This window comes from Streptomyces sp. CA-250714, from assembly GCF_050936705.1.
In the GTDB taxonomy this organism is placed as follows: Bacteria; Actinomycetota; Actinomycetes; order Streptomycetales; family Streptomycetaceae; genus Streptomyces.
Genome location: NZ_JBNJMI010000001.1, coordinates 1,427,956 through 1,447,584 on the forward strand (window position 1 = coordinate 1,427,956; position 19,629 = coordinate 1,447,584).

Here is a 19,629-nt window from a genome sequence, read left to right on the forward strand (position 1 = left end):
CCGCCAATCCACAAGCCCCCGCGGGTCTCTCCGGGGGCGTCCGCCCGGTCTCCCGTGGGCGGTCGCGAGCCGGGGGCTGGGCAGTCGCTGGCCGCGTTGAGCGCCTGCCGAACGCCACGGCCGAAAGCCGCCAGCAACCGCCCGCCCCGCAGGCGCAGCCTGGTCCCATGGACATGAGTCACGAGACGAGTCACAGGACCAACCACCGGGCGGACTACGAGATCCGGCCGATCCCGGCAGCGACGCTGGCCGGGCTGCGCACCCGGGACGACGCGGGCGCCCCGCCGCGCACGCTGGTGGACGAGGAGGGCGGCAACCCGCTGCGCTGCTGCATGGAACGGAGCAAGCCGGGCGAGACCCTCGCCCTGGTCTCGTACGCGCCGCTGCGGCGCTGGGCACACGAGACTGGCGCGGACCCCGGTGCGTACGACGAGATGGGCCCGGTCTTCATCCACCCGCACGACTGCGGCGGCTGGGCCGGCGACCCCGCGGGCGATTTCCCGGAAACCATGTGCGGCGACCGGCGCGTGCTGCGCGCCTACTCGACGGAGGGCCGCATCCTCGGCGGACTCCTGCTCGACCGGGAGCGGGAGGGGACACCGACCGTGGAGGAGGGTCTGGCCCGGCTGTACAGCGATCCGCAGGTCGCCGTGGTGCATCTGCGGGCGGTCGAGTTCGGCTGCTTCCAGGTGGAGACGCGGCGGACTGTCGCGCGGTGAGCGAGCGGCGTTCACCCAGGAGTGGGATGGACAGCCATGGCGGAGCTGCGTAAAGTTGCGTGAAAGTCAGAGATTTCACGCAGCTTTACGCACCGGCGCCGAGGGGCTCCGGTCCAGGAGGGGGTCCCACGCATGGGCGAGACCGCATACATGGAGCAGGAGTTGCGCAGCCAGCCGGAGACATGGCGGGCCGCGGCGAAGATCGGCTCCGGTGACACCCCCCTCCCGGCGGCGGGCGCACGTGTGGCCGTGGTCGGCTGCGGAACCTCGTGGTTCATGGCGCAGTCCTACGCGGCGCTGCGCGAGGGCGCCGGACTGGGGGTGACGGACGCGTTCGCCGCCTCGGAAGCCTTCCTCGGCGAGACCAGGGGGTACGACGCGGTGGTCGCGATCACCCGCTCCGGCACCACGACGGAGGTGCTGCGGGTGCTGGAGGCGGTGCGGGGCCGGGTCCCCACCGTGACGGTGCTGGGCGACCCGGACACCCCGGCGACAGCGCTGTCGGACGCGACGGTCGCGCTGCCGTTCGCCGACGAGAAGTCCGTGGTGCAGACCCGTTTCGCCACCTCGGCCCTCGCACTGCTGCGCGCACACCTGGGCGAGGACCTGGCGGGCCCGGTGAGCGACGCGGAGGAAGCGCTGGCCTGCCCGCTGGAGCAGGAGTGGCTGGACGCCGAGCAGTTCACCTTCCTCGGCACCGGCTGGACCTTCGGCCTGGCCAACGAGGCGGCGCTGAAGATGCGGGAGGCGTCCCAGAGCTGGACGGAGTCCTACCCCGCCATGGAGTACCGGCACGGGCCGATAGCCATCGCCGCGCCCGGGCGGGTCACTTGGCAGTTCGGCGAGGCACCGGAGGGACTTGAGGGCGAAGTGGCCGCGACGGGTGCCCGGTTCGTGTGCCACGCCCGTGACCCGCTGGCCGATCTGGTGCTGATCCACCGCGTCGCGCTGGAGCGGGCCCGGGTCCGGGGCCTCGACCCGGACAACCCGCGCAGCCTCACCCGCTCGGTGATGCTGGACGGCTGACCGGGCCGGTGATGCTGGACGGCTGACCGGCTCGGTGATGCTGGACGGCTGACCGGGGAGCCGGCTGCCGGTATCCCGCGTCTGCCCGCCCTCTGCGGCCGCCCCGCCCCCTTGTCGCTCCCTCTCTCTCCTGCTCAAGGAGCCCCGATGCCCCTCGTTCCCACCGCTTCGATCCTCGCCGACGCCCGTGCGGCGGGCATCGGCGCCGCCGCCTTCAACGTCATCCATCTGGAGACCGCCGAGGCGCTGGTCGCCGCGGCCGACGACACCGGCCGCCCGCTCATCCTCCAGATCAGCGAGAACTGCGTGCGCTACCACGGCAGTCTGCTGCCGATCACCCGTGCCACCCTCGCCCTGGCCGAGGCCGCGCGGACCGATGTCTCGGTGCACCTGGACCATGTCACCGACGCCGAGCTGGTTCGGCAGGGCGTCGCGGCCGGGGTCGGCTCGGTGATGATCGACGCCTCCACGCTGCCGTACACCCAGAACGTGGCGACGACCGCGCGGCTGACCTCCTGGTGCCACGACCGGGATGTGTTCGTCGAGGCGGAGCTGGGCGAGGTCGGCGGCAAGGACGGGGTGCACGCGCCGGGGGTGCGCACCGATCCCGACGAGGCGCTGGAGTTCGTCGCGGCCACGGGTGTGGACGCGCTGGCTGTCGCGGTGGGCTCGTCGCACGCTATGCGGGAGCGCACGGCGAAGCTGGACCTGGAGCTGATCGGGCAGCTGCGCGAGAAGCTGTCGGTGCCGCTGGTGCTGCACGGCTCCTCGGGCGTTCCGGACGCGGAGCTGCGAGCCGCCGTGGCGGCGGGCATGACCAAGATCAACATATCGACACATCTCGTCTCGGTCTTCACCCAGGGCGTGCGTAAGGTACTGGAGGGCGACCCCGCGCTCATCGACTCGCGCAAGTACGTCGCCCCGGCGCGGGACGCGGTCCGGAGCGAGGCAGCGCGGCTGCTGCACGTGCTCGGGGGCGAGGGGCGGGAGAAGGAGAAGACGTCAGGTGAAGCGCCATGAGCGGATGAACGCTCTGCTCGAACTGCTGGGTGAGCGCGGCAGCGTGGAGGTCGAGGAAGCGGCCACCGCGCTGGAGGTCTCGGCGGCGACGATGCGGCGCGACATGGACGCACTGGCCGAGCAGCAGTTGCTCACCCGCACCCGGGGCGGGGCGGTGCTCAGCGCGGTGACCTACGATCTGCCGATCCGCTACAAGCGCGGGCACCACGTGGGAGCGAAGCTGTCGCTGGCCCGGGCCGCCGCCGCCATGGTGGACCGCGGCAGCGTCGTCGGGCTCAGCGGCGGTACGACGACCACGGAGATCGCCCGCGCGCTGACCACCCGCCCCGATCTGGCCGAACCGGGTCCGCAGCCGCATCTGACGATCGTCACCAACGCGCTGAACATCGCCTACGAGCTGGCAGTACGCCCACAGATCAAAACGGTGCTCACGGGCGGGGTCGCGCAGTCCCGGACGTTCGAACTGACCGGCCCCTACAGCGAGTTGATGCTGGGCGAGATCACCCTGGACATCGCCTTCATCGGCGCCAACGGTATGGACCCCCAGGAGGGCGCCACCGTGTACGACGAGTCGGAGGGGCGCATCAACGGGCTGATGGCCGAACGCGCCGAGCGGGCCGTAGTCGTCACGGACTCCTCCAAGGTCGGCGTCCGCTGCTTCGCCCGTATCGGCGGCCCAGAACTCTTCGACACCTTCCTCACGGACAGCGCCCTCCCGGACGCCGCCCGCAGAAAGTTCGAGGACCAGGGCCTGACCGTGACCCTGGCCGAACCGGACCCGGACGACTGACCGGGCGCCCCGAAGGGGCGCGGGGAACTGCGCGCTCGGCCACGACAATCCCGCAGTCTGCGCGCGGCGGACAGGGGCACCCCCTCCCCGAGAGGAGGGCAACAGCCGCCGGACACGGCTAGCGGTGGCTGACGATGTTGACAACGTGCCCGTCGGGGTCGACGGCGAAGAAGCGGCGTACTCCCCATGGCTCGTCGCGGAGGTCGTGGACGATCTCGGCGCCGCTTTCGACCATCGCGGCGTAGGCGGCGTCGACGTCCTCCACCTCGATGCTCATATCGGGCTGCACATCCGCCGTCTGGTCGCTCGTCATCAGGATGACCTGTGCGTTCGGGTTGGTGGGGGAGGCCAGGGTGACGACCCAGCCCAGGTTCATGACCTCCTCGAAGCCCAGCCGGGTGTAGAACTCCCGGCTTTTGTCGAGGTCTTCGGGGGTGATGTCGGGGACGACTCGGCGGATGGTCATCATGGCTCCAAAATTCGAGTCTGTGTTCGATCAGCAGTGAGCATAGAGCACCGTGGCACATGAGGGGCGGAGTGTGACTGAGTGCTGTGGTGAGCGCGCGCGAGTTGGCGACTGGAGCGGGCGGCGACGACGGTTCGGGGATGCGGGACACGGTAGTTGGAACCTGGCCACGGGAGTTGGAGCCGGCGTCGGGGCGGCAGGCGGGGCCGGCAACAAGAGAGTTGGCTGGTGACCGAGCGCATTGCGCAGCCGTCCCTGCCTGACTCGAGATCAACTCTGCCATCACACTCTCAGGCAGATCACACTCTCAGGCGGAGCTGCGGGCCTCTTCGTAGTCCGGCTCCGGTATCGGACTCTTCTTCTTTTCGACAGCAGGCAAGGTAATCAGCAGCACAGCTGCTCCCAGGAGTGCGATGACCGCGATCCAGGCCGCGCCAACGTGCATGGCATGGACGAACGCATCATCAGCAGCCTGAGCAAGAGCGGGGCGGTGGACAGCGGTGGCGGCGTGGCGGGCCTGTTCGGCGGAAACTCGCGCCTGATCCTGCACCGGACCCGGTACACCCTCCAGCGAAGGTTCGATCGCACGTCGGTACATGATCGACATGATCGTGCCGCCTACTGCGATTCCGATCACGCTGCCGGTTTGTCGCACGGTGTTGGTGACGGCCGATCCCGCACCGGCCTGTTCCAATGGCAGGTTGCTGAGCAATGCAGCCGTAACGGGGCCGATCACCATGCCGATCGAGAGACCCTGAATCAACAACAGGACCTCGATCCAGACGAGTGGAGTCTGGAGTCCGAGGAAACCGTACCCGCCCATGGTCAACGCAGCCACGGTCAGCGCCGGCACGGAGACAAGGCGTAGCGACAGGCGGCGAACCAGGCGGGAGGCAAGGGGCGCTCCCGCGAGCGCGCCGAATGCGGTCGGGATATTGGCCAAACCCGCCTTCATCGGCGAAAATCCGAGCGCGCCTTGCAGATAGAAGGCGTTGTAGAAGGTGATGGCGGCCACGCCGAAGAGCAGCAATCCGAGCGCCAGATTGCCGCCGCCGAATGTGCGTTGCGCGAGCAGTCGCGGATCAAAGCTGGGCATCTTGACGCGCAGTTCGACGAGTACGAAAACGGCCAGCAGGACCAGACCGACAACGATCGGCGCCCAGACGTCGGTACGACTCCACACAGCCACCTGCCCCGCCCGGATCAGCCCGTAGGCCAACGCCACGAGCCCACTGATCGACAGCAACATTCCGGCGGGGTCCAGTGGCCGCAGCGTGGGGCTGCGGAAATTCGGAACCAGCACGGCGAGCCCGACGAACGCCAATGCCGCGACCGGGATATTGATCAGAAAGACCGAGCCCCACCAGAAGTGATCGAGCAGGAACCCGGCCAGCACCGGGCCGGCAGCCATTCCGACACCGGCCGACGTCGAGAAAATGCCGATCGCGGCAGCCCGCGCGGGGCCGGTGAAGGTCCACATGAGGATGGCCAAGTTGGCGGGCGTGATCAGCGCGCTGCCCACCCCCATCGCAGCTCGAGCTGCAATCAGCTGGTCCGCATCGCTTGCGTACGCCGCCCACAGCGAGGACCCGGCGAAGATCACCAAACCACTGGAAAACACAGTCCGGTGACCGAACCGATCGCCCAATGCGCCTGCGGTGAACATCAATGTGGCGAAGGCCAGAGTGTACGAACCGGTCGCCCATTGCAGCTGACCGGGATTGGCCCCCAGTCCATGGACCGGGTCTGCAAGGGTTTCCAGCGTAGTACTCAGGACAGTGTTCTCTAGCCAAATCAGCAGCGAACACAACATGAGAACGGAAAGAATCAACTGCTGCCTGGACTTCGGCAACGTCGGAGGCGCGGTCATGAACACCTTCGGATATCGATCGGCGGGAACTTGAACGACCTGGACCATAAGCACACTCCACGACGCCGTCAAGCTCAGATTTTCTCGTCAAAACTGTTGCCGCTGAACGGACTTTATGCCCTCTGCCGGATTTGCGGGCTGAATAATTCTGTGCCCTCCGGCGGATTTGCGAGTTGAAGAATTTCATGACTTCCGGAGAGTTGCGCCGGAGCGGATTTCATGCCCTCCAGTGAGCTGTCGCACCGCGCCCTGCAACCCCGGCTCGGTGCCCACGCCAAACCGCAGCTCCTGTCCGCCCAACACCCAAGGCCGCCGGAACACTGGCACTTACCCGACGCTTTACCGAGCACCATTCCCGCACCGTCCGGGAGGCCCGCTCCTCAGAGCCTCCAGCTCGGCCACCTTGGCGAGCCGCCGCTCGGTCAGCGTGGTCCGCTCCGGGACATACTCGGCCGGGGTTCTCCCTCCTCGGCCCAGTGCCGACTACCGCTGCGGAAGCCGCTCTCGGCCTCCAAGTCGATCCCCCGCTCAACTCGCCGAATCAAATGCTCAGCCACAGGCGGAGGCGCCGCATACCGCGCATGGGGCGGCTCGTGCGCGGTCGCGCCATATACGGAAGGCCGGGGCCAGGGTGACACTTCCACTGATACGCCGTCAGCAACTCTGCAGCAGCAACACCGTGGGAGGGACATCAGCCATGTACCCCGGAGTCCACGCGTCCGCGGATCCGGACAAGCCTGCCGTCCGCACGGCGCGCACCGGTGAGGTGCTCACCTACGGGCAGCTGGAGGAGCGCTCCGTACGGCTGGCGAACCGGCTGCACTCGGCGGGACTGCGCCCCGGCGACCATCTCGCGCTGCTGTCCGACAACGATGCGCGCTGCCTGGAGGTGTACTGGGCCGCGCTGCGTTCGGGCCTCTACATCACCGCCGTCAACTGCCATCTGACGCCTGATGAGGCCGCCTACATCGTGCGGGACTGCGGGGCCCGGGCACTGATCGTCTCGGCTGCCCTCCCCGAGCTGGCGACCGCGCTGGTGCCACGTATCCAGGGGGTCACCGTGCGGCTGGCGTACGGGAATTCACAGGGCGCGGCGCAGGTGTACGACTCGTACGACGACTACGAGGAGGCGCTGGCCGGCTCCTCGCCCAAGCGGCCCGCGCGCCAGCCCCGGGGTGCGGACATGCTCTACTCGTCCGGCACCACAGGGCGGCCCAAGGGCATTCAGCCCCCGCTTTCCGGCGAGGAACTCACCGCGGCCCCCTCCCCGCTCGTCACGCTGTTCTCCGCGCTCTACGGCTTCGACACCTCGACCGTCTACCTCTCCCCCGCGCCCCTCTACCACGCGGCGCCGTTGCGTTTCTGCGCTGTGGTCACCGCGACCGGCGGCACCGTCGTCCTGATGGACAGCTTCGAGCCCGTGCCGGCTCTGGAGCTGATCGAGCGCAATCGGGTCACGCACAGTCAGTGGGTGCCGACGATGTTCGTCCGCATGCTGAAGCTGCCCGAGGAGGTACGGAGCCGGTACGACCTGTCCTCGCTGCGGGTGGCGATCCACGCCGCCGCGCCCTGCCCCACCGAGGTGAAGCGGCGGATGATGGAGTGGTGGGGGCCGGTGCTGTACGAGTACTACGCCTCGACGGAGGGCAATGGGCTCACCGCCATCACCCCGCAGGAGTGGCTGCGCAAACCGGGCTCGGTCGGCAGGTCCGGGCCGCTGGGCGAGGTCCGGATCTGCGCGGACGACGGCAGCGAGGTACCGGTCGGGACGACCGGCACCGTCTACTTCGCCCGTGACGAGCTGCCGTTCACGTACCACAACGACCCCGCGCGTACCGCCGAGGCACAGCATCCCCGGCATCCGACGTGGACTACGACCGGCGACATCGGCCACGTCGACGAGGACGGCTATCTCTTCCTCACCGACCGCAAGGCCTTCACCATCATCTCCGGCGGAGTGAACATCTACCCGCAGGAGATCGAGGACTGTCTGACGCTGCATCCGAAGGTCACCGACGTCGCGGTGATCGGCGTACCTGACGCGGAGATGGGCGAGTCGGTGCATGCCGTCGTCCAGCCCGAGCCGGACGCCGCCCCCGCGGCGGGGCCGCTGCTGGAGCGCGAACTGCTGGAGTACGTACGGGAGCACCTCGCCGGATACAAGGTCCCGCGCTCCGTGGAGTTCACCGACCGGCTGCCCCGCACCCCCACGGGCAAGCTCGCCAAGGGGGTGCTGAAGCGCCGGGGCTCGACTGCGGCTGTCAGCCGCTGACCGGGGCGGCGCTCAGGGCCCGGCCCCGGCTGCCAGAGCCACCGCCAGGGCGGCGATGATCGCGCTGGAGGCCAGCCCGGTGACGGCACGCCCGCGCGGGCCGGTGAGGGCGCGGCCAAGTGCCGCCCCGCCGGAGGCGAGCAGCAACTGCCAGGTCACCGAGGCGAAGACGATCCCGGCGACGAAGGCCGCGCGGCTGAGCCCATCGGTGCCGCCGAGTCGCTGGTTGCCGAGCGTCAGCGCGGAGAAGTAGATGATCGCCCAGGGATTGAGCAGGGTCAGCCCGAGCAGCCCGAGGTAGGCCCGGGAGGGGGTACCCAGCGCCGCGTCACCGGGAAGGAGCGACCGGGCGGACTCCGTCGCCGCCGGGCCGCACAGCTGGTTGCGGGATCGGTCGCCGGGCCGATCGCCGGGCGGACCGTCTCCCGACCGTTCGCCCGCCGGGCCGCACGGCTGATCGCGGGGCCGGTCGCGGAGCCGATCGCCGGACCGACTGCGGGGCCGGTCGCCGGGCCGATCGCGGGACAGACCGCGGGGCTGGTCGCAGGGCCGATCGCGGAGCCGACCGTCGGATCGGTCGGGCGACCGTTCGCCTGCCGGGTTGCACGGCCGATCGTGGAGCCGGTCGCCGGGCAGACCGTCCGGTCGGTCGGACGACCGGGTGTCCGACCCGCGGGAAGGTCCGTCGACGATCCGGTCAGCGGTCCCGCCGCCGGTCGCGGCCGGTTGGGGTTCCGGGAGCCGGGCCGTTCGCGTCTCTCGCAGTGCCCGTACGGCCGTATGGGCACTGCGGGCGGCCATCAGCACCAGTACGGCGGAGGCCGTCCAGCGCAGCGGGGTCGCGATCGGTGCGACGGCGTGGGCGACGGCGGCCCCGCCCAGTACGGCCACGGTGGCGTAGGCGCCGTCGGCGGTCGCCACGCCGAGTGCGCCCGCCGCACCGACCCGCAGCGAGGTACGGGCGGTCAGGCTCACCAGCAGCACGGCGAGCGCCCCGACCGGGATGGCGACGGCGTATCCGGCCACCAGCCCCGCGACAACCGCGTCCGACACGGAGGATGCTGCCGGGGCTGCCCCGGCGTTCGCCGAAAGAACGAGCGAGTGCGTCATGCTTCGCAGCTTCGCCGCCGCAGACCGTACGAGTCCATCGAAAGTTTCCGCACCGGATCGTTCGGCAGAACGACATGATGGAGAGATGATCGATCCCCGTCTCCAGACGCTCCGGGTGCTGCACCGGTGCGGCACGGTCACCGCCACAGCCGAGGCGCTGCATCTGACGCCGTCCACCATCTCCCAGCAACTGCGCCAGCTCGCCGCGAGGTTGGACCTGCGGCTGCTGGAGCCGGTCGGCCGCAGGGTGCGGCTCACCCCTGCCGCGCTGGCGCTGCTGGAGCACGCCGACGCGCTGCACGCCCAATGGGAGGCGACGGCTGCCGAACTGGCCGCGCACCGGCACGGTGGTGCGGGACGGCTGCGCTTCACCTCGATCTCCACCGCGCTGGCCACACTGGTCGCGCCTGCCGCGGCGCGCCTGCGGCAGGAGTGGCCCCAGGCAACGGTCGAGGTCTCGGAGGATCCCGCGGAGGATCGCTACGGCCTGCTGCTGAGCGGGGCTGCCGACATCGCCGTCGTCCTGCCGTCGCCCGACAGCCCGCCTCCGAACGACCGGCAGTTCCTCCAGCGTCCGCTGCTCACCGAACCGCAGGACCTGCTGGTGCCCGAAGGGCACCGGCTCGCACGGCAGGCCCGCCGTCAGGGCGGCACGCGGCTGACCGACGCCGCCGAGGAGACCTGGATCCGGGCGGGCGACCCGAACGACCAGCACCAGTTGCTGCTGGCCGCGTGCGCGGCGGCCGGGTTCACACCGCGGGTCGCCCAGGCGGCCGTCGACTGGACGGCGGTCGCCTCCCTCGTCGCACACGGCTTCGGCATCTGCCTGATCCCACGGCTGGCCCCCGTACCGACCGGTCTGCCGGTGACCCGCGTCCCGTTGTCAGGGCCGCACGCGCCGATACGCCGCATCCTGACCTGCGTCCGCAGAGGCTCGGAACAGCAACCTCTCATCGCCCGCGCCTTGTCCGCACTCCAAGAGGCGGTACCCGGCAATGGGGGCTGCGCCCCGTAAGGGGCGCGGGGAACTGCGCGACCAGCCCCAACGGACCCGCAGCCCGCAAGCATCAGCCAGGGGCACCCCCTCACCGGAAAACGGAGAGGGCCTAGCGACTCGTCCCCGAGCAGCCGACAACCGGCCGCCGCAACCTGAGCCCACCAGCCCCGCCGTCACCCGATCCGGTGCCCACGAGTGCCAAAATGCGCGCTATGGATCAGTTTTCTGGGGCTGGGAAGCCGAGGGAGGCTCGGGACTTCGCCGCGCGCGACTCCGCGAGCGTCCCGAAGTCCGACACCGAGTTCGTACCGGGCGAATTCGAGCCCGGCGGCGGCCGGTCCGGCGGGGCCGCGCGAGACACCGGCCCGGCGGCCTCCGGCACGGACGGGCCGCGGGTCCCCGAGGACCCGGCCGCCGCAGGACGCGACGTACAGCAGCCGGGTACGGCGCAGGCCTGGACGGCGCTCGGCGGAGATCCGGCGCTGCTGGCCCGGGTCTCGCGCGAGCACCGCCCAGGGCTGCTCCCCTCCGCGCTGCCCGTGCTGGAGCTCGCCTCCGCCACCGTGACGGTGTGCTCGCTGGCGGCGGCCGAGTTCTCCTGCGTACGGGCCCGCAGCGCGCTGCTGCCGCCCGTCCGGGTGGACGACGGCGCGGTGGCCACCGCGTTCCACAGCGGCCGACTGGTACGTATCGACGGCCGGGCCCCGGTGACGTTCGCACCGCTGTCCCGGTTCTGGCGTACGGCCGACGGCTGGGTACGCACCCACGCCAACTACCCGCACCACCGCGCCCGGCTGCTGTCGGCTCTCGGCATGCCCGACCACGGCCCCGCCGAGGACGAGGCGGCGGCGGGGCGGGTGGCCACCGAGCTGGCGGGCCGTCAGGCGCTGGACGTCGAGGAGACGGTCTACGCGGAGGGCGGGCTGGCCGTTGCCGTCCGGACCCCCGAGGAGTGGGCGGCGCACCCGCAGCGGGCCGCCGTCGCCCCCACCCCGCTGGTGGCCCTCAGCAGACTGGACGGGGCTCCGACGCTGCCGCTGGACGGCCCGCCAGGGCCTGGAGGGCTGCGCGGCCTGCGTGTTCTGGACCTCACCCGGGTGCTGGCGGGCCCGGTCGCCACCCGTACGCTCGCGCTGCTCGGCGCGGACGTGCTGCGCATCGACGCACCCGAGCGGCCGGAGTTCCTGGACACGCACGCGGACTCGGACCTGGGCAAGCGCTCCACGCTGCTCGACCTGTCCAGCCGTGCGGGGCAGGCCACTTTCGAGGAGCTGCTGGCTTCCGCGCATGTGGTGGTGACCGGCTACCGGCCCGGCGCGCTGGACCGGTTCGGACTGGCACCCGAGTCGCTGATGGACCGTCGGCCCGGGCTCGTGGTGGGCCAGCTCAGCGCCTGGGGCGGCGGCGGGCCGTGGCAGCGCCGGCGCGGCTTCGACAGCCTGGTGCAGGCCGCCACCGGGATCGCCTGCCTGGAGGCGGCGGGCAAGGCGGGCGCAGCAGGCAAGGTGACCAGCTCGCCGGCTCTCGCCCCCGGCGCATTGCCGGCCCAGGCACTCGACCACGGCTCCGGCTATCTGCTGGCCGCCGGACTGCTCCGGGCGCTCACCGAACAGCGCACCGGCGCGGCCGGTTCCCGGCTGGTGCGGGTCTCACTGGCCCGTACCGCGCACTGGCTGCTGCACGACCTGCCCGCCGCAGAACCCGGCGCCGAACCGCGCGCCACTGCGGGCGCCGAGCCGCGGGAAGCCGCAGAGGCGAAGGAGCCGCCGTTCGACCAGACGCCGTGGCTGACCGAGGCGGACAGCGCGCTGGGACGGCTGCGGTACGCGCTCTCCCCGGTCGGCTTCGGTCCGGCGGGCTCCGCCGTGCCGAACGCGGCGGGCAGCCCCCGCGACTGGGCCCGGGTCACCGGCCCGGTGGGCGGCGACGCCACCGAGTGGATCTGACGGGTCAGGGACCGCCTGAGAAACCCAGCAGCCACTCGCCGAACACGACGAGGACGAAGCCGAGCGCCAGTACCGCCGTCGCCACTCGGGTACGGCCCCTGCGGCTGAGCGCGATGGCCGTACCCGAGAGGATCAACGCGATGCCGTAGAAGCCGACGGTCAGCACCGAGGGCGCCGACTCCAGCCGGACGACCAGGGCCACGGCCACGGCGAGCATGACGACGGCGGAGAGGACTATGCGTATCCGCCGCGCCTGCCGGGGCGTGAGCGCGGGCCGCTCCTCCTCCCCGTCCTCGTCCCCGTACGGCTCACCCGGCCCGGACTGCGCGTTCGACCCATGCGAACCGGAAGGCTCACCCCGCCCGGAGGGCTCATCCCGGCCGGAAGGCTCCGCCTGCCCGGGCTGCTCGTTCATCTCGGAGCGCTTGTCGGCCCCGGCCCCGGACCCGGACACATCGCCCGGCTCGCTCGGCTCGTCCGACTCGCCCGGCTCGTGCGGGCGATTCGCCTCGTTCGGCTCGCCCGACCGCTGGGACGACCGGTTCGGTTCGCGATCGGTTGCGGTCCCGGTGTCGTCGGTACCGGCACTCTTATCGCTACCAGCACTGTCATCGGTACGGTCGCGGGCGTCGGTGCTGACGCGGTCTTCGGTGCGGACGCGGGCTGAGGAGGAGGGGGAGTTGGCTTCCGGCATGCCGGGAGCGTAACCCTCCCCGGTGTCGGGCGGGACCCTAGGCCACCACCCGCGAAGACCGCACCCTCCTCACTTCTCGTTCGAGTCGCCCTTTTTGCCGCCCGCCCAGGTGCGCAGCGCTTCGCGGCTGTCGAACTCGCCGAGGTTGGTGTCGATCGGGTCGCTCGTGTACTGGTGGAAGCGCCAGCGGTGCTTGATGTCGGGCTCGCCGGGCTTGCCGTTGTACTGCGCGATCCACAGACCGTCGCCCGCGAACGACGTCTTGTCGCGGTTCAGCCAGAAGTCACGGTTGCAGTACAGCAGGACCTTGTGACCCTCGGCCTTCCCCTGCACGTACTTGATCCACTCGTCCTTCTCGTCGTTGCTGACCTTGGGGTCCTCCCAGTCCAGCGCCAGCATGTCGCCCGCGACGAGGTTGATCTTCGAGAGGAAGTAGTCGGCCTGGGCCTTCATGCTGCCCGACCTGACGAAGTGGTAGAAGCCGGTGACCAGGCCCGCGTCGCGGCCGGTCTTGCGCTGCTCGACCCACTTGGGGTTGGTGTAGGACTTTCCCTCGGTGACCTTGATGAAGACGAACTCGATGCCCCGAGTGCTGTAGTCCTCAGGCTGGTACGAGGACACATCGATCCCCTTGATCATAACTGTGCGCCACCCACTTTCTTTTCACTCTCTGCACGACGGTGATTACTCTTTGATACCCGCTGAGCGTCACACCGTACCCCTGCACAGGCCGCCGTCCGGCCCGAAGTTGTAGAACGCGTTGCGCGAGATCCGGGCGCCCGGCGCGTCAGGAGGTGCGGCGGACGTGGCGGGAGCGCAGGATCGGGTACTGCGAGACTTGCGGGACTGCTGACACCGACGTTACGGAGAGAAAACACCATGGCCACCACACGCACCGCCCACACGGTCTGGAACGGCAATCTGACGGAGGGGTCGGGCACCGTCACCTTCGACTCCTCGGGAATCGGCCAGTACCCGGTCTCGTGGGCGTCGCGCGCGGAGGAGCCCGGCGGCCGGACCAGCCCGGAGGAGCTGATCGCCGCCGCGCACTCCAGCTGCTTCTCGATGGCGCTCTCCAACGGCCTCAACAGCGCGGGTACGCCGCCCACCAGGCTGACCACGAAGGCCGCCGTCGACTTCCAGCCGGGCACGGGCATCACCGGTATCCATCTGACCGTTGAGGGCGAGGTGCCCGGCATCGACCAGGCCGCGTTCGCCGCTGCCGCCGCGGGGGCCGCCCAGAATTGCCCCGTCAGCCAGGCGTTGAAGGCGACGCCGATCACCCATGAGGCCAAGCTGGTCTGACGACCCGCGTCCTGGCCCGGTACGTCCGGGAGGAGACAGCATGCCGGAGCTTCCCGAAGTCGAGGCGCTGCGCGGCTTCCTGGCCGAACGGCTGACCGGGCGCACGGTCCGGCGGGTTCTGCCGGTCGCGATCAGTGTGCTCAAGACGTACGACCCGCCGCTGGACGCGTTGGAAGGCCGGGCCTTCACCGGGGTCGTACGGCATGGGAAGTTCCTCGACCTGGCGCTGGGCGGGGAGCGGGACGACGGGCTGCATCTGGTCGTCCATCTCGCCAGGGCGGGGTGGCTGCGGTGGCAGGACACGCTGCCCGCGAAGCCGCCCCGCCCGGGCAAGGGCCCGCTCGCGCTCCGGCTGGAGCTGGCGGGCGAGCCGGCCGAGGGCTTCGATCTGACCGAGGCGGGCACCCAGAAGCGGCTCGCGGTCCATGTCGTACGGGACCCGGAGGAGGTGCCCGGTGTCGCGCGGCTCGGCCCCGACCCCCTCTCCCCCGCGTTCGACCGTGCGGCGTTCGCCGCTGTGCTGGACGCCCGACGGCAGCAGATCAAGGGGCTGTTGCGGGACCAGTCGGTGATCTCCGGGATCGGCAACGCCTATTCGGACGAGATCCTGCACGCGGCGAAGATGTCGCCGTTCCGGCTCGCCGCCGATCTGTCGGACGAGGAGGTCACCACCCTCTACACCGCGCTGCATGAAGTCCTCAGCTCCGCGGTGGAGCGGGCGCGGGGGCTGTCGGCCGCCGAACTGAAGGCTGGTAAACGGCTCGGGCTGCGGGTGCACGGGCGCGCGGGCGAGCCGTGCCCGGTGTGCGGGGACACCGTCCGGTCGGTCTCCTTCCGCGACTCGACGCTGGAGTACTGCCCCACCTGCCAGACCGGCGGCAAGCCCCTCGCGGACCGACGGCTGTCGCGTCTGCTGAAATGAGGGCCGTACCCGTACTACCCGTCGGTAAGGCCGGTGAGGGCTCTTCGGCCCGGAGAGGTTGCTGTGGTTGACACCGAGACAGCGGAGCGCGGCTCGCGGGAGTTCGATGTCGTCCTGTTCGGGGCGACCGGCTTCGTGGGTGAACTGACCGCGCGCTATCTGGCCGCACACGCGCCCCGTACGTGCCGCTGGGCGCTGGCGGGGCGCAGTCAGCAGAAGTTGAAGGACGTACGCGAGCGGCTGGCCGCCGCGCACCCGGACGCGGCCGATGTGCCCCTGGTGACCGCCGACGCCGACGATTCCCGTTCGCTGGCCGAACTGGCGGCCCGCTCGCGGGTGGTGGCCAGCACCGTGGGTCCGTATCTGCGGTACGGGACCCGGCTGGTGGCCGCGTGCGCCGAGGCCGGTACGGACTATCTCGATCTGGCGGGCGAGCCGGAGTTCGTGGACTTGATGTATCTGCGGCACCACTCCCGCGCCAGGGAGACCGGCGCGCGACTCGTGCACGCTTGCGGCTTCGACTCGGTACCGCACGATCTGGGTGCCCGCTTCACGGTGGAGCGGCTGCCGGAGGGAGTGCCGCTGAGCGTCGACGCGTTCGTCCGCACCAACGCGGCGCCCTCCGGCGGCACGTTGGAAAGCGCACTGCTCGCCTTCTCCCGTGCCGACCGGATGGCCCGCACGGCCAAGGCCCGGCACGCCGCCGATCCGCGTCCGGCGCACCGGAGGATCCGTACACCGACCGGCGGGGTGCGGCGCGAGGACGAGCTGGGGCTGTGGGCCGTTCCGCTGCCGACGATCGACCCGCAGATCGTGGGGCGTTCGGCCGCCGCGCTGGAGCGGTACGGTCCGGCCTTCACCTACCGCCACTACGCGGCCGTACGGCGGCTGCCGGTGGCGGTCGGCGGCATCGTGGGCGTGGGCGGCCTGTTCGCCGCCGCGCAGTTGCCGCCCCTGCGGCGCTTCCTCGCCGCGCGGCTGGCCGCCGGTGAGGGCCCGGACGAGCGGCGGCGGGCGCGCAGTTGGTTCACGGTGCGCTTCCTCGGCCGGGGCGGCGGGCGCCGGGTGGTGACCGAGGTCGCGGGCGGTGATCCCGGCTACGACGAGTCGGCCAAGATGCTGGCCGAGGGGGCACTCTGCCTCGCCCACGACGATCTGCCGCCCACCTCGGGCCAGGTGACGACCTCCGTGGCGATGGGCGAGGCGCTGACCGGGCGGCTGGTCCGCGCCGGGCTGGAGTTTCGCGTACTGGAAGATTCCGAGGACTGAGCCGTCGGAGGGCCACTCATGCGAGTCAAGGATTTCGACCATCTCGTGCTCAATGTGCGGGACGTCGAGCGCGCGCTGGAGTTCTACTGCGGGCCGCTGGGTCTGGAGCCGGTCCGGGTCGAGGAGTGGCGGGCCGGTGAGGTCCCGTTCCCCTCGGTACGGGTCAGCCCGACCACGATCATCGATCTGCTGGACCGGCCGCCTGGGGGCACCTCCCGACCGGAGGCCGGCGGAGAGTCGAACGTCGATCACATCTGTCTGGTCGTCGAGCCGCTCGACTGGCAGACGGTGATCGACTCTGGCGCCTTCGAGGTGCTGGAGGGACCGGTCAGCCGCTTCGGTGCCCGGGGCTCGGCCCAGTCGATTTATGTGCGGGACCCGGACGGCAACACCGTGGAACTGCGCTGGTATCCGCAGGACGCCACGGGGGACTGAGGGGGCGGCGCCTCAGGTCACCGTTCCGTCCACATACATCCAGACACCGTCCACCCGTGTGAACCGGCTGCACTCTTCCTGCACGCCGGGCTCGCCGTCGGCTCCGCGGTAGTGGGCACGGAAGGTGACCGTTCCCTCGTCGTGGAAGGCGCTGCCACCCGAGGTGGCGAGGATCTCCAGGCCCGTCCAGCGGGGGCTGCCCTCCAGGTCCAGGGTCGCGGGGCGGGTGTCCGGATGCCAGGTGCGCAGCAGATACGCCGTCTCCCCCAGCGCGAAGGCGGCGTAGCGCGAGCGCATCAGCTCCTCCGGGGTGCCGGGCACCGCATCGCCGCGATGGAAGCGGCCACAGCACTCGGCGTGGACAGCCGGTCTCCCGCAGGGGCAGGCGGCGGGGGCGGGGCGGCGTCCGGGGCGAGCCGGGCGGGTGGGACGGCGGCTGGAGTCGGCGGGTCTGCTTCTGGCGAGTTTGCGTCGGGCCATGTGTTCATGATGCCGGACCTCTGGACAGCGGGCTGTTCTCGAACCAACCTTGCGGAACGATCAGTTCGGCAGTTGGGCAGTTCGAGATTTCGGCAGTTCGCTTCGCAGTGTTCGGGACGCACCTGTTCGAGGGCGAGGGGGAGACATGTATCGGCCGGACCTTTCCCCTGTGGGTGACAGCCTCGCGCTCTCCTCGCTGGTGGGGGCGCTGCCGCTGCTCACCCTGTTCGTGCTGCTGGGCGGTCTGCGGCTGAAGGCCCACTGGGCGGGGCTCGCGGCGCTGGGCACCTCCGTGGTGGTGGCGGTGTGGGCCTACGGCATGCCGGTGGACCTGGCGCTGCTCGCGGGGACGGAGGGGGCGGCTTTCGGGCTGTTCCCGATCATGTGGATCGTGCTGGCCGCGCTGTGGGTGCACCAGCTCACCGTCACCAGCGGCCGGTTCGCGGATCTGCGGAGCGCGTTCAACCTCGTCAGTGACGATCCGCGGATCCAGGCCCTCATCATCGCCTTCTGCTTCGGCGCGCTGCTGGAGGCGCTGGCCGGGTTCGGCGCCCCGGTGGCGATCACCGGTGTGATGCTGATGGCGCTCGGATTCTCGCCGGTACGGGCCGCCGTCACCGTGCTGGTCGCCAACACCGCGCCGGTGGCGTTCGGGGCGATCGCGACGCCGATCATCACCGCGGGCACCCTCACCGGCATCGACTACGAGGACATCGGCGCGTACGTCGGCCGTCAGACGCCGCTGCTGGCGCTGTTCGTACCGCTGCTGCTGGTGGCGCTGGTGGACGGGGTGCGGGGCATCCGGCAGACGTGGCCCGCGGCGCTGGTGTGCGGGGGCGTGTTCGCGGTGGCGCAGTTCGTGAGCGCCAACTACATCTCGGTGGAACTGACCGACATCATCGCCTCGCTGGCCGCGCTGGGGGCCGTCGTCGCGTTTCTCCGCGTCTGGCGGCCGGCCGAGGGCGAGCGGGTACGGGAGGACCTGCGGCGGGCGGCGGAGCGGGAGCGCCAGGAGGCGGGTGACGGTGCCGGGCCGTCCGGCGGCGCGGTGCCCGGAGAGGAGGACTGGGCCGGTGGGAACGGGCCCGTGGACCGGGCCCGGATTCTGCTGGCCTTCGTGCCGTATCTCGTCGTCATCGCCGTCTTCTCGGTCGCCAAGCTGTGGGACCCGGCGAAGGAGTTCCTCGCCGACAGCGATGTGTCCGTGCCGTGGCCGGGGCTCGACGGAGAGGTGCTGACTGCCTCCGGCGAGCAGTCGTCCACCACCACGTACGTCTTCCCGTGGCTGTCCTCACCCGGCTCGCTGCTCCTGCTGTGCGGGGTGCTGGTGGCCGCCGTCTACCGGGTGCCCACGTGGGACGCGGTGCGGGAGTTCGCCCGTACGGTACTTACGATGCGTTGGGCACTGCTCACGGTGGGTTCGGTGCTGGCGCTCGCGTATGTGATGAATCTGTCCGGCCAGACGATCACTATCGGCACCTGGATCGCGGGCGCCGGTGCGGCGTTCGCCTTCCTCTCGCCGCTCCTCGGCTGGCTCGGCACCGCCGTGACCGGCTCGGACACCTCGGCGAACGCGCTGTTCGCCACCCTTCAGCAGACCGCGGCCGGCGAGGCGGAGCTGGACCCGACGCTGCTGGTGGCCGCGAACACCTCCGGCGGGGTCGTCGGCAAAATGATCAGCCCGCAGAACTTGACCATCGCGGCTACCGCTGTGGGGCTGCTCGGCAAAGAGGCCGTGCTCTTCCGTAAGGCCATCGGCTGGAGCGTGCTGCTCCTGCTGGCCATCTGTCTGCTGGTGCTGTTGCAGTCGCATGTGCTGGCGTGGATGCTGCCGTAGCCGGTCGGCCCGCAGCAGCGGCCGGGAACAGCCCCGCAGCAGCGGCCGGGAGCACCCGGGAACGGCACTGAGGCCCGCACCTTTCGGTGCGGGCCTCAGTGTTGGTACTACGCGTCAAGCGATCAGGCGGGAGTGATGTTCTCCGCCTGCGGGCCCTTCTGGCCCTGCGTGACGTCGAAGTTGACCTTCTGGCCTTCGTGGAGCTCACGGAAGCCCTGGGCCGCGATGTTCGAGTAGTGGGCGAAGACGTCGGCGCCGCCGCCGTCCTGCTCAATGAACCCGAAGCCCTTTTCCGAGTTGAACCACTTCACGGTGCCGGATGCCATCTTCTTCTCCTTCAGGGTGGCTGGGAAACGCACACCTCGCGCGCTCCGCGTCGCCGCAATGACCCCTTCCAGAAAGGCTCCGGAAGACAAAACACGCCCGAGCCACAAAGCTCAGGCGCGCATAAGTATGGGTACCAAAACTGCA

General features: G+C 70.6%; 19 protein-coding genes. 12 read left to right on the plus strand and 7 right to left on the minus strand.

Annotated elements, in window-relative coordinates; all coding sequences use genetic code 11:
- Positions 1 to 167 precede the first annotated feature (167 nt).
- The 4 genes from ACQEU8_RS06385 (at position 168) to ACQEU8_RS06400 (ending at position 3,555) form a co-directional block, all read left to right on the plus strand.
- Entirely contained in the window at positions 168 to 719 is a 552-nt protein-coding gene (locus ACQEU8_RS06385) for a DUF1203 domain-containing protein (protein ID WP_433097705.1), read from the plus strand.
- A 132-nt stretch (positions 720 to 851) separates the two neighbouring features.
- Positions 852 to 1,745 carry an SIS domain-containing protein gene (locus ACQEU8_RS06390; RefSeq protein ID WP_433097707.1) on the plus strand — a complete coding sequence of 298 codons (894 nt, stop codon included), beginning with the start codon at positions 852 to 854 and terminating at the stop codon, positions 1,743 to 1,745.
- Positions 1,746 to 1,892: 147 nt separating this feature from the next.
- Positions 1,893 to 2,765: a class II fructose-bisphosphate aldolase gene (locus ACQEU8_RS06395; protein ID WP_433097709.1), complete on the plus strand. Its 873-nt coding sequence runs from the start codon at positions 1,893 to 1,895 to the stop codon at positions 2,763 to 2,765.
- Complete coding sequence (locus ACQEU8_RS06400) at positions 2,752 to 3,555, plus strand: DeoR/GlpR family DNA-binding transcription regulator (protein WP_433097711.1); 804 nt, start codon at positions 2,752 to 2,754, stop codon at positions 3,553 to 3,555. The genes ACQEU8_RS06395 and ACQEU8_RS06400 overlap by 14 nt, the downstream gene beginning before the upstream one ends.
- A 118-nt stretch (positions 3,556 to 3,673) precedes the next feature.
- Here ACQEU8_RS06400 and ACQEU8_RS06405 read toward each other — a convergent pair whose 3' ends face one another.
- Both ACQEU8_RS06405 and ACQEU8_RS06410 read right to left on the minus strand, forming a co-directional pair.
- Complete coding sequence (locus tag ACQEU8_RS06405; RefSeq protein ID WP_433102193.1) at positions 3,674 to 4,021, minus strand: VOC family protein; 348 nt, start codon at positions 4,019 to 4,021, stop codon at positions 3,674 to 3,676.
- A 307-nt stretch (positions 4,022 to 4,328) separates the two neighbouring features.
- Positions 4,329 to 5,939 carry an MFS transporter gene (locus tag ACQEU8_RS06410; RefSeq protein WP_433097713.1) on the minus strand — a complete coding sequence of 537 codons (1,611 nt, stop codon included), beginning with the start codon at positions 5,937 to 5,939 and terminating at the stop codon, positions 4,329 to 4,331.
- 649 nt (positions 5,940 to 6,588) lie between these two features.
- Between ACQEU8_RS06410 and ACQEU8_RS06415 the strand changes: the two genes are divergently transcribed.
- Positions 6,589 to 8,163, plus strand: coding sequence for an acyl-CoA synthetase (locus ACQEU8_RS06415; protein WP_433097715.1), 1,575 nt, complete (start codon positions 6,589 to 6,591; stop codon positions 8,161 to 8,163).
- A gap of 12 nt (positions 8,164 to 8,175) precedes the next feature.
- Here ACQEU8_RS06415 and ACQEU8_RS06420 read toward each other — a convergent pair whose 3' ends face one another.
- Positions 8,176 to 9,273 carry a LysE family transporter gene (locus ACQEU8_RS06420; protein ID WP_433097717.1) on the minus strand — a complete coding sequence of 366 codons (1,098 nt, stop codon included), beginning with the start codon at positions 9,271 to 9,273 and terminating at the stop codon, positions 8,176 to 8,178.
- Positions 9,274 to 9,358: 85 nt separating this feature from the next.
- On the opposite strand from ACQEU8_RS06420, the gene ACQEU8_RS06425 reads away from it, so the two are divergent.
- Positions 9,359 to 10,288 carry a LysR family transcriptional regulator gene (locus tag ACQEU8_RS06425; RefSeq protein WP_433097719.1) on the plus strand — a complete coding sequence of 310 codons (930 nt, stop codon included), beginning with the start codon at positions 9,359 to 9,361 and terminating at the stop codon, positions 10,286 to 10,288.
- 185 nt (positions 10,289 to 10,473) lie between these two features.
- Positions 10,474 to 12,216, plus strand: a complete 1,743-nt coding sequence (locus ACQEU8_RS06430) for a CoA transferase (protein WP_433097721.1) — start codon at positions 10,474 to 10,476, stop codon at positions 12,214 to 12,216.
- A gap of 4 nt (positions 12,217 to 12,220) precedes the next feature.
- On the opposite strand, the gene ACQEU8_RS06435 is transcribed toward ACQEU8_RS06430, so the two are convergent.
- Together ACQEU8_RS06435 and ACQEU8_RS06440 are read right to left on the minus strand one after the other, a co-directional pair.
- Positions 12,221 to 12,910: a hypothetical protein gene (locus ACQEU8_RS06435; protein ID WP_433097722.1), complete on the minus strand. Its 690-nt coding sequence runs from the start codon at positions 12,908 to 12,910 to the stop codon at positions 12,221 to 12,223.
- Positions 12,911 to 12,979: 69 nt separating this feature from the next.
- Positions 12,980 to 13,549 (minus strand): glycoside hydrolase family 25 protein, encoded by a 570-nt coding sequence (locus ACQEU8_RS06440; RefSeq protein ID WP_433097724.1) that lies wholly within the window; start codon positions 13,547 to 13,549, stop codon positions 12,980 to 12,982.
- Between the two features lie 240 nt (positions 13,550 to 13,789).
- On the opposite strand from ACQEU8_RS06440, the gene ACQEU8_RS06445 reads away from it, so the two are divergent.
- From ACQEU8_RS06445 to ACQEU8_RS06460, 4 genes are all read left to right on the plus strand, one after another.
- A complete protein-coding gene (locus tag ACQEU8_RS06445; RefSeq protein WP_433097726.1) occupies positions 13,790 to 14,215 on the plus strand; it encodes an OsmC family peroxiredoxin in 426 nt (141 codons plus the stop codon).
- Positions 14,216 to 14,255: 40 nt separating this feature from the next.
- Positions 14,256 to 15,137, plus strand: coding sequence for an Fpg/Nei family DNA glycosylase (locus ACQEU8_RS06450; RefSeq protein WP_433097728.1), 882 nt, complete (start codon positions 14,256 to 14,258; stop codon positions 15,135 to 15,137).
- A 63-nt stretch (positions 15,138 to 15,200) separates the two neighbouring features.
- Positions 15,201 to 16,406 (plus strand): saccharopine dehydrogenase family protein, encoded by a 1,206-nt coding sequence (locus ACQEU8_RS06455; protein WP_433097730.1) that lies wholly within the window; start codon positions 15,201 to 15,203, stop codon positions 16,404 to 16,406.
- A gap of 18 nt (positions 16,407 to 16,424) precedes the next feature.
- Positions 16,425 to 16,841: a VOC family protein gene (locus ACQEU8_RS06460; RefSeq protein WP_433097732.1), complete on the plus strand. Its 417-nt coding sequence runs from the start codon at positions 16,425 to 16,427 to the stop codon at positions 16,839 to 16,841.
- 12 nt (positions 16,842 to 16,853) lie between these two features.
- On the opposite strand, the gene ACQEU8_RS06465 is transcribed toward ACQEU8_RS06460, so the two are convergent.
- Positions 16,854 to 17,321, minus strand: a complete 468-nt coding sequence (locus ACQEU8_RS06465; RefSeq protein WP_433097734.1) for a YchJ family protein — start codon at positions 17,319 to 17,321, stop codon at positions 16,854 to 16,856.
- A 145-nt stretch (positions 17,322 to 17,466) separates the two neighbouring features.
- Here ACQEU8_RS06465 and ACQEU8_RS06470 point away from each other — a divergent pair, with 145 nt between their 5' ends.
- Complete coding sequence (locus ACQEU8_RS06470; protein ID WP_433097736.1) at positions 17,467 to 19,158, plus strand: L-lactate permease; 1,692 nt, start codon at positions 17,467 to 17,469, stop codon at positions 19,156 to 19,158.
- 122 nt (positions 19,159 to 19,280) lie between these two features.
- On the opposite strand, the gene ACQEU8_RS06475 is transcribed toward ACQEU8_RS06470, so the two are convergent.
- Entirely contained in the window at positions 19,281 to 19,484 is a 204-nt protein-coding gene (locus tag ACQEU8_RS06475; RefSeq protein ID WP_030405997.1) for a cold-shock protein, read from the minus strand.
- Positions 19,485 to 19,629 lie beyond the last annotated feature (145 nt).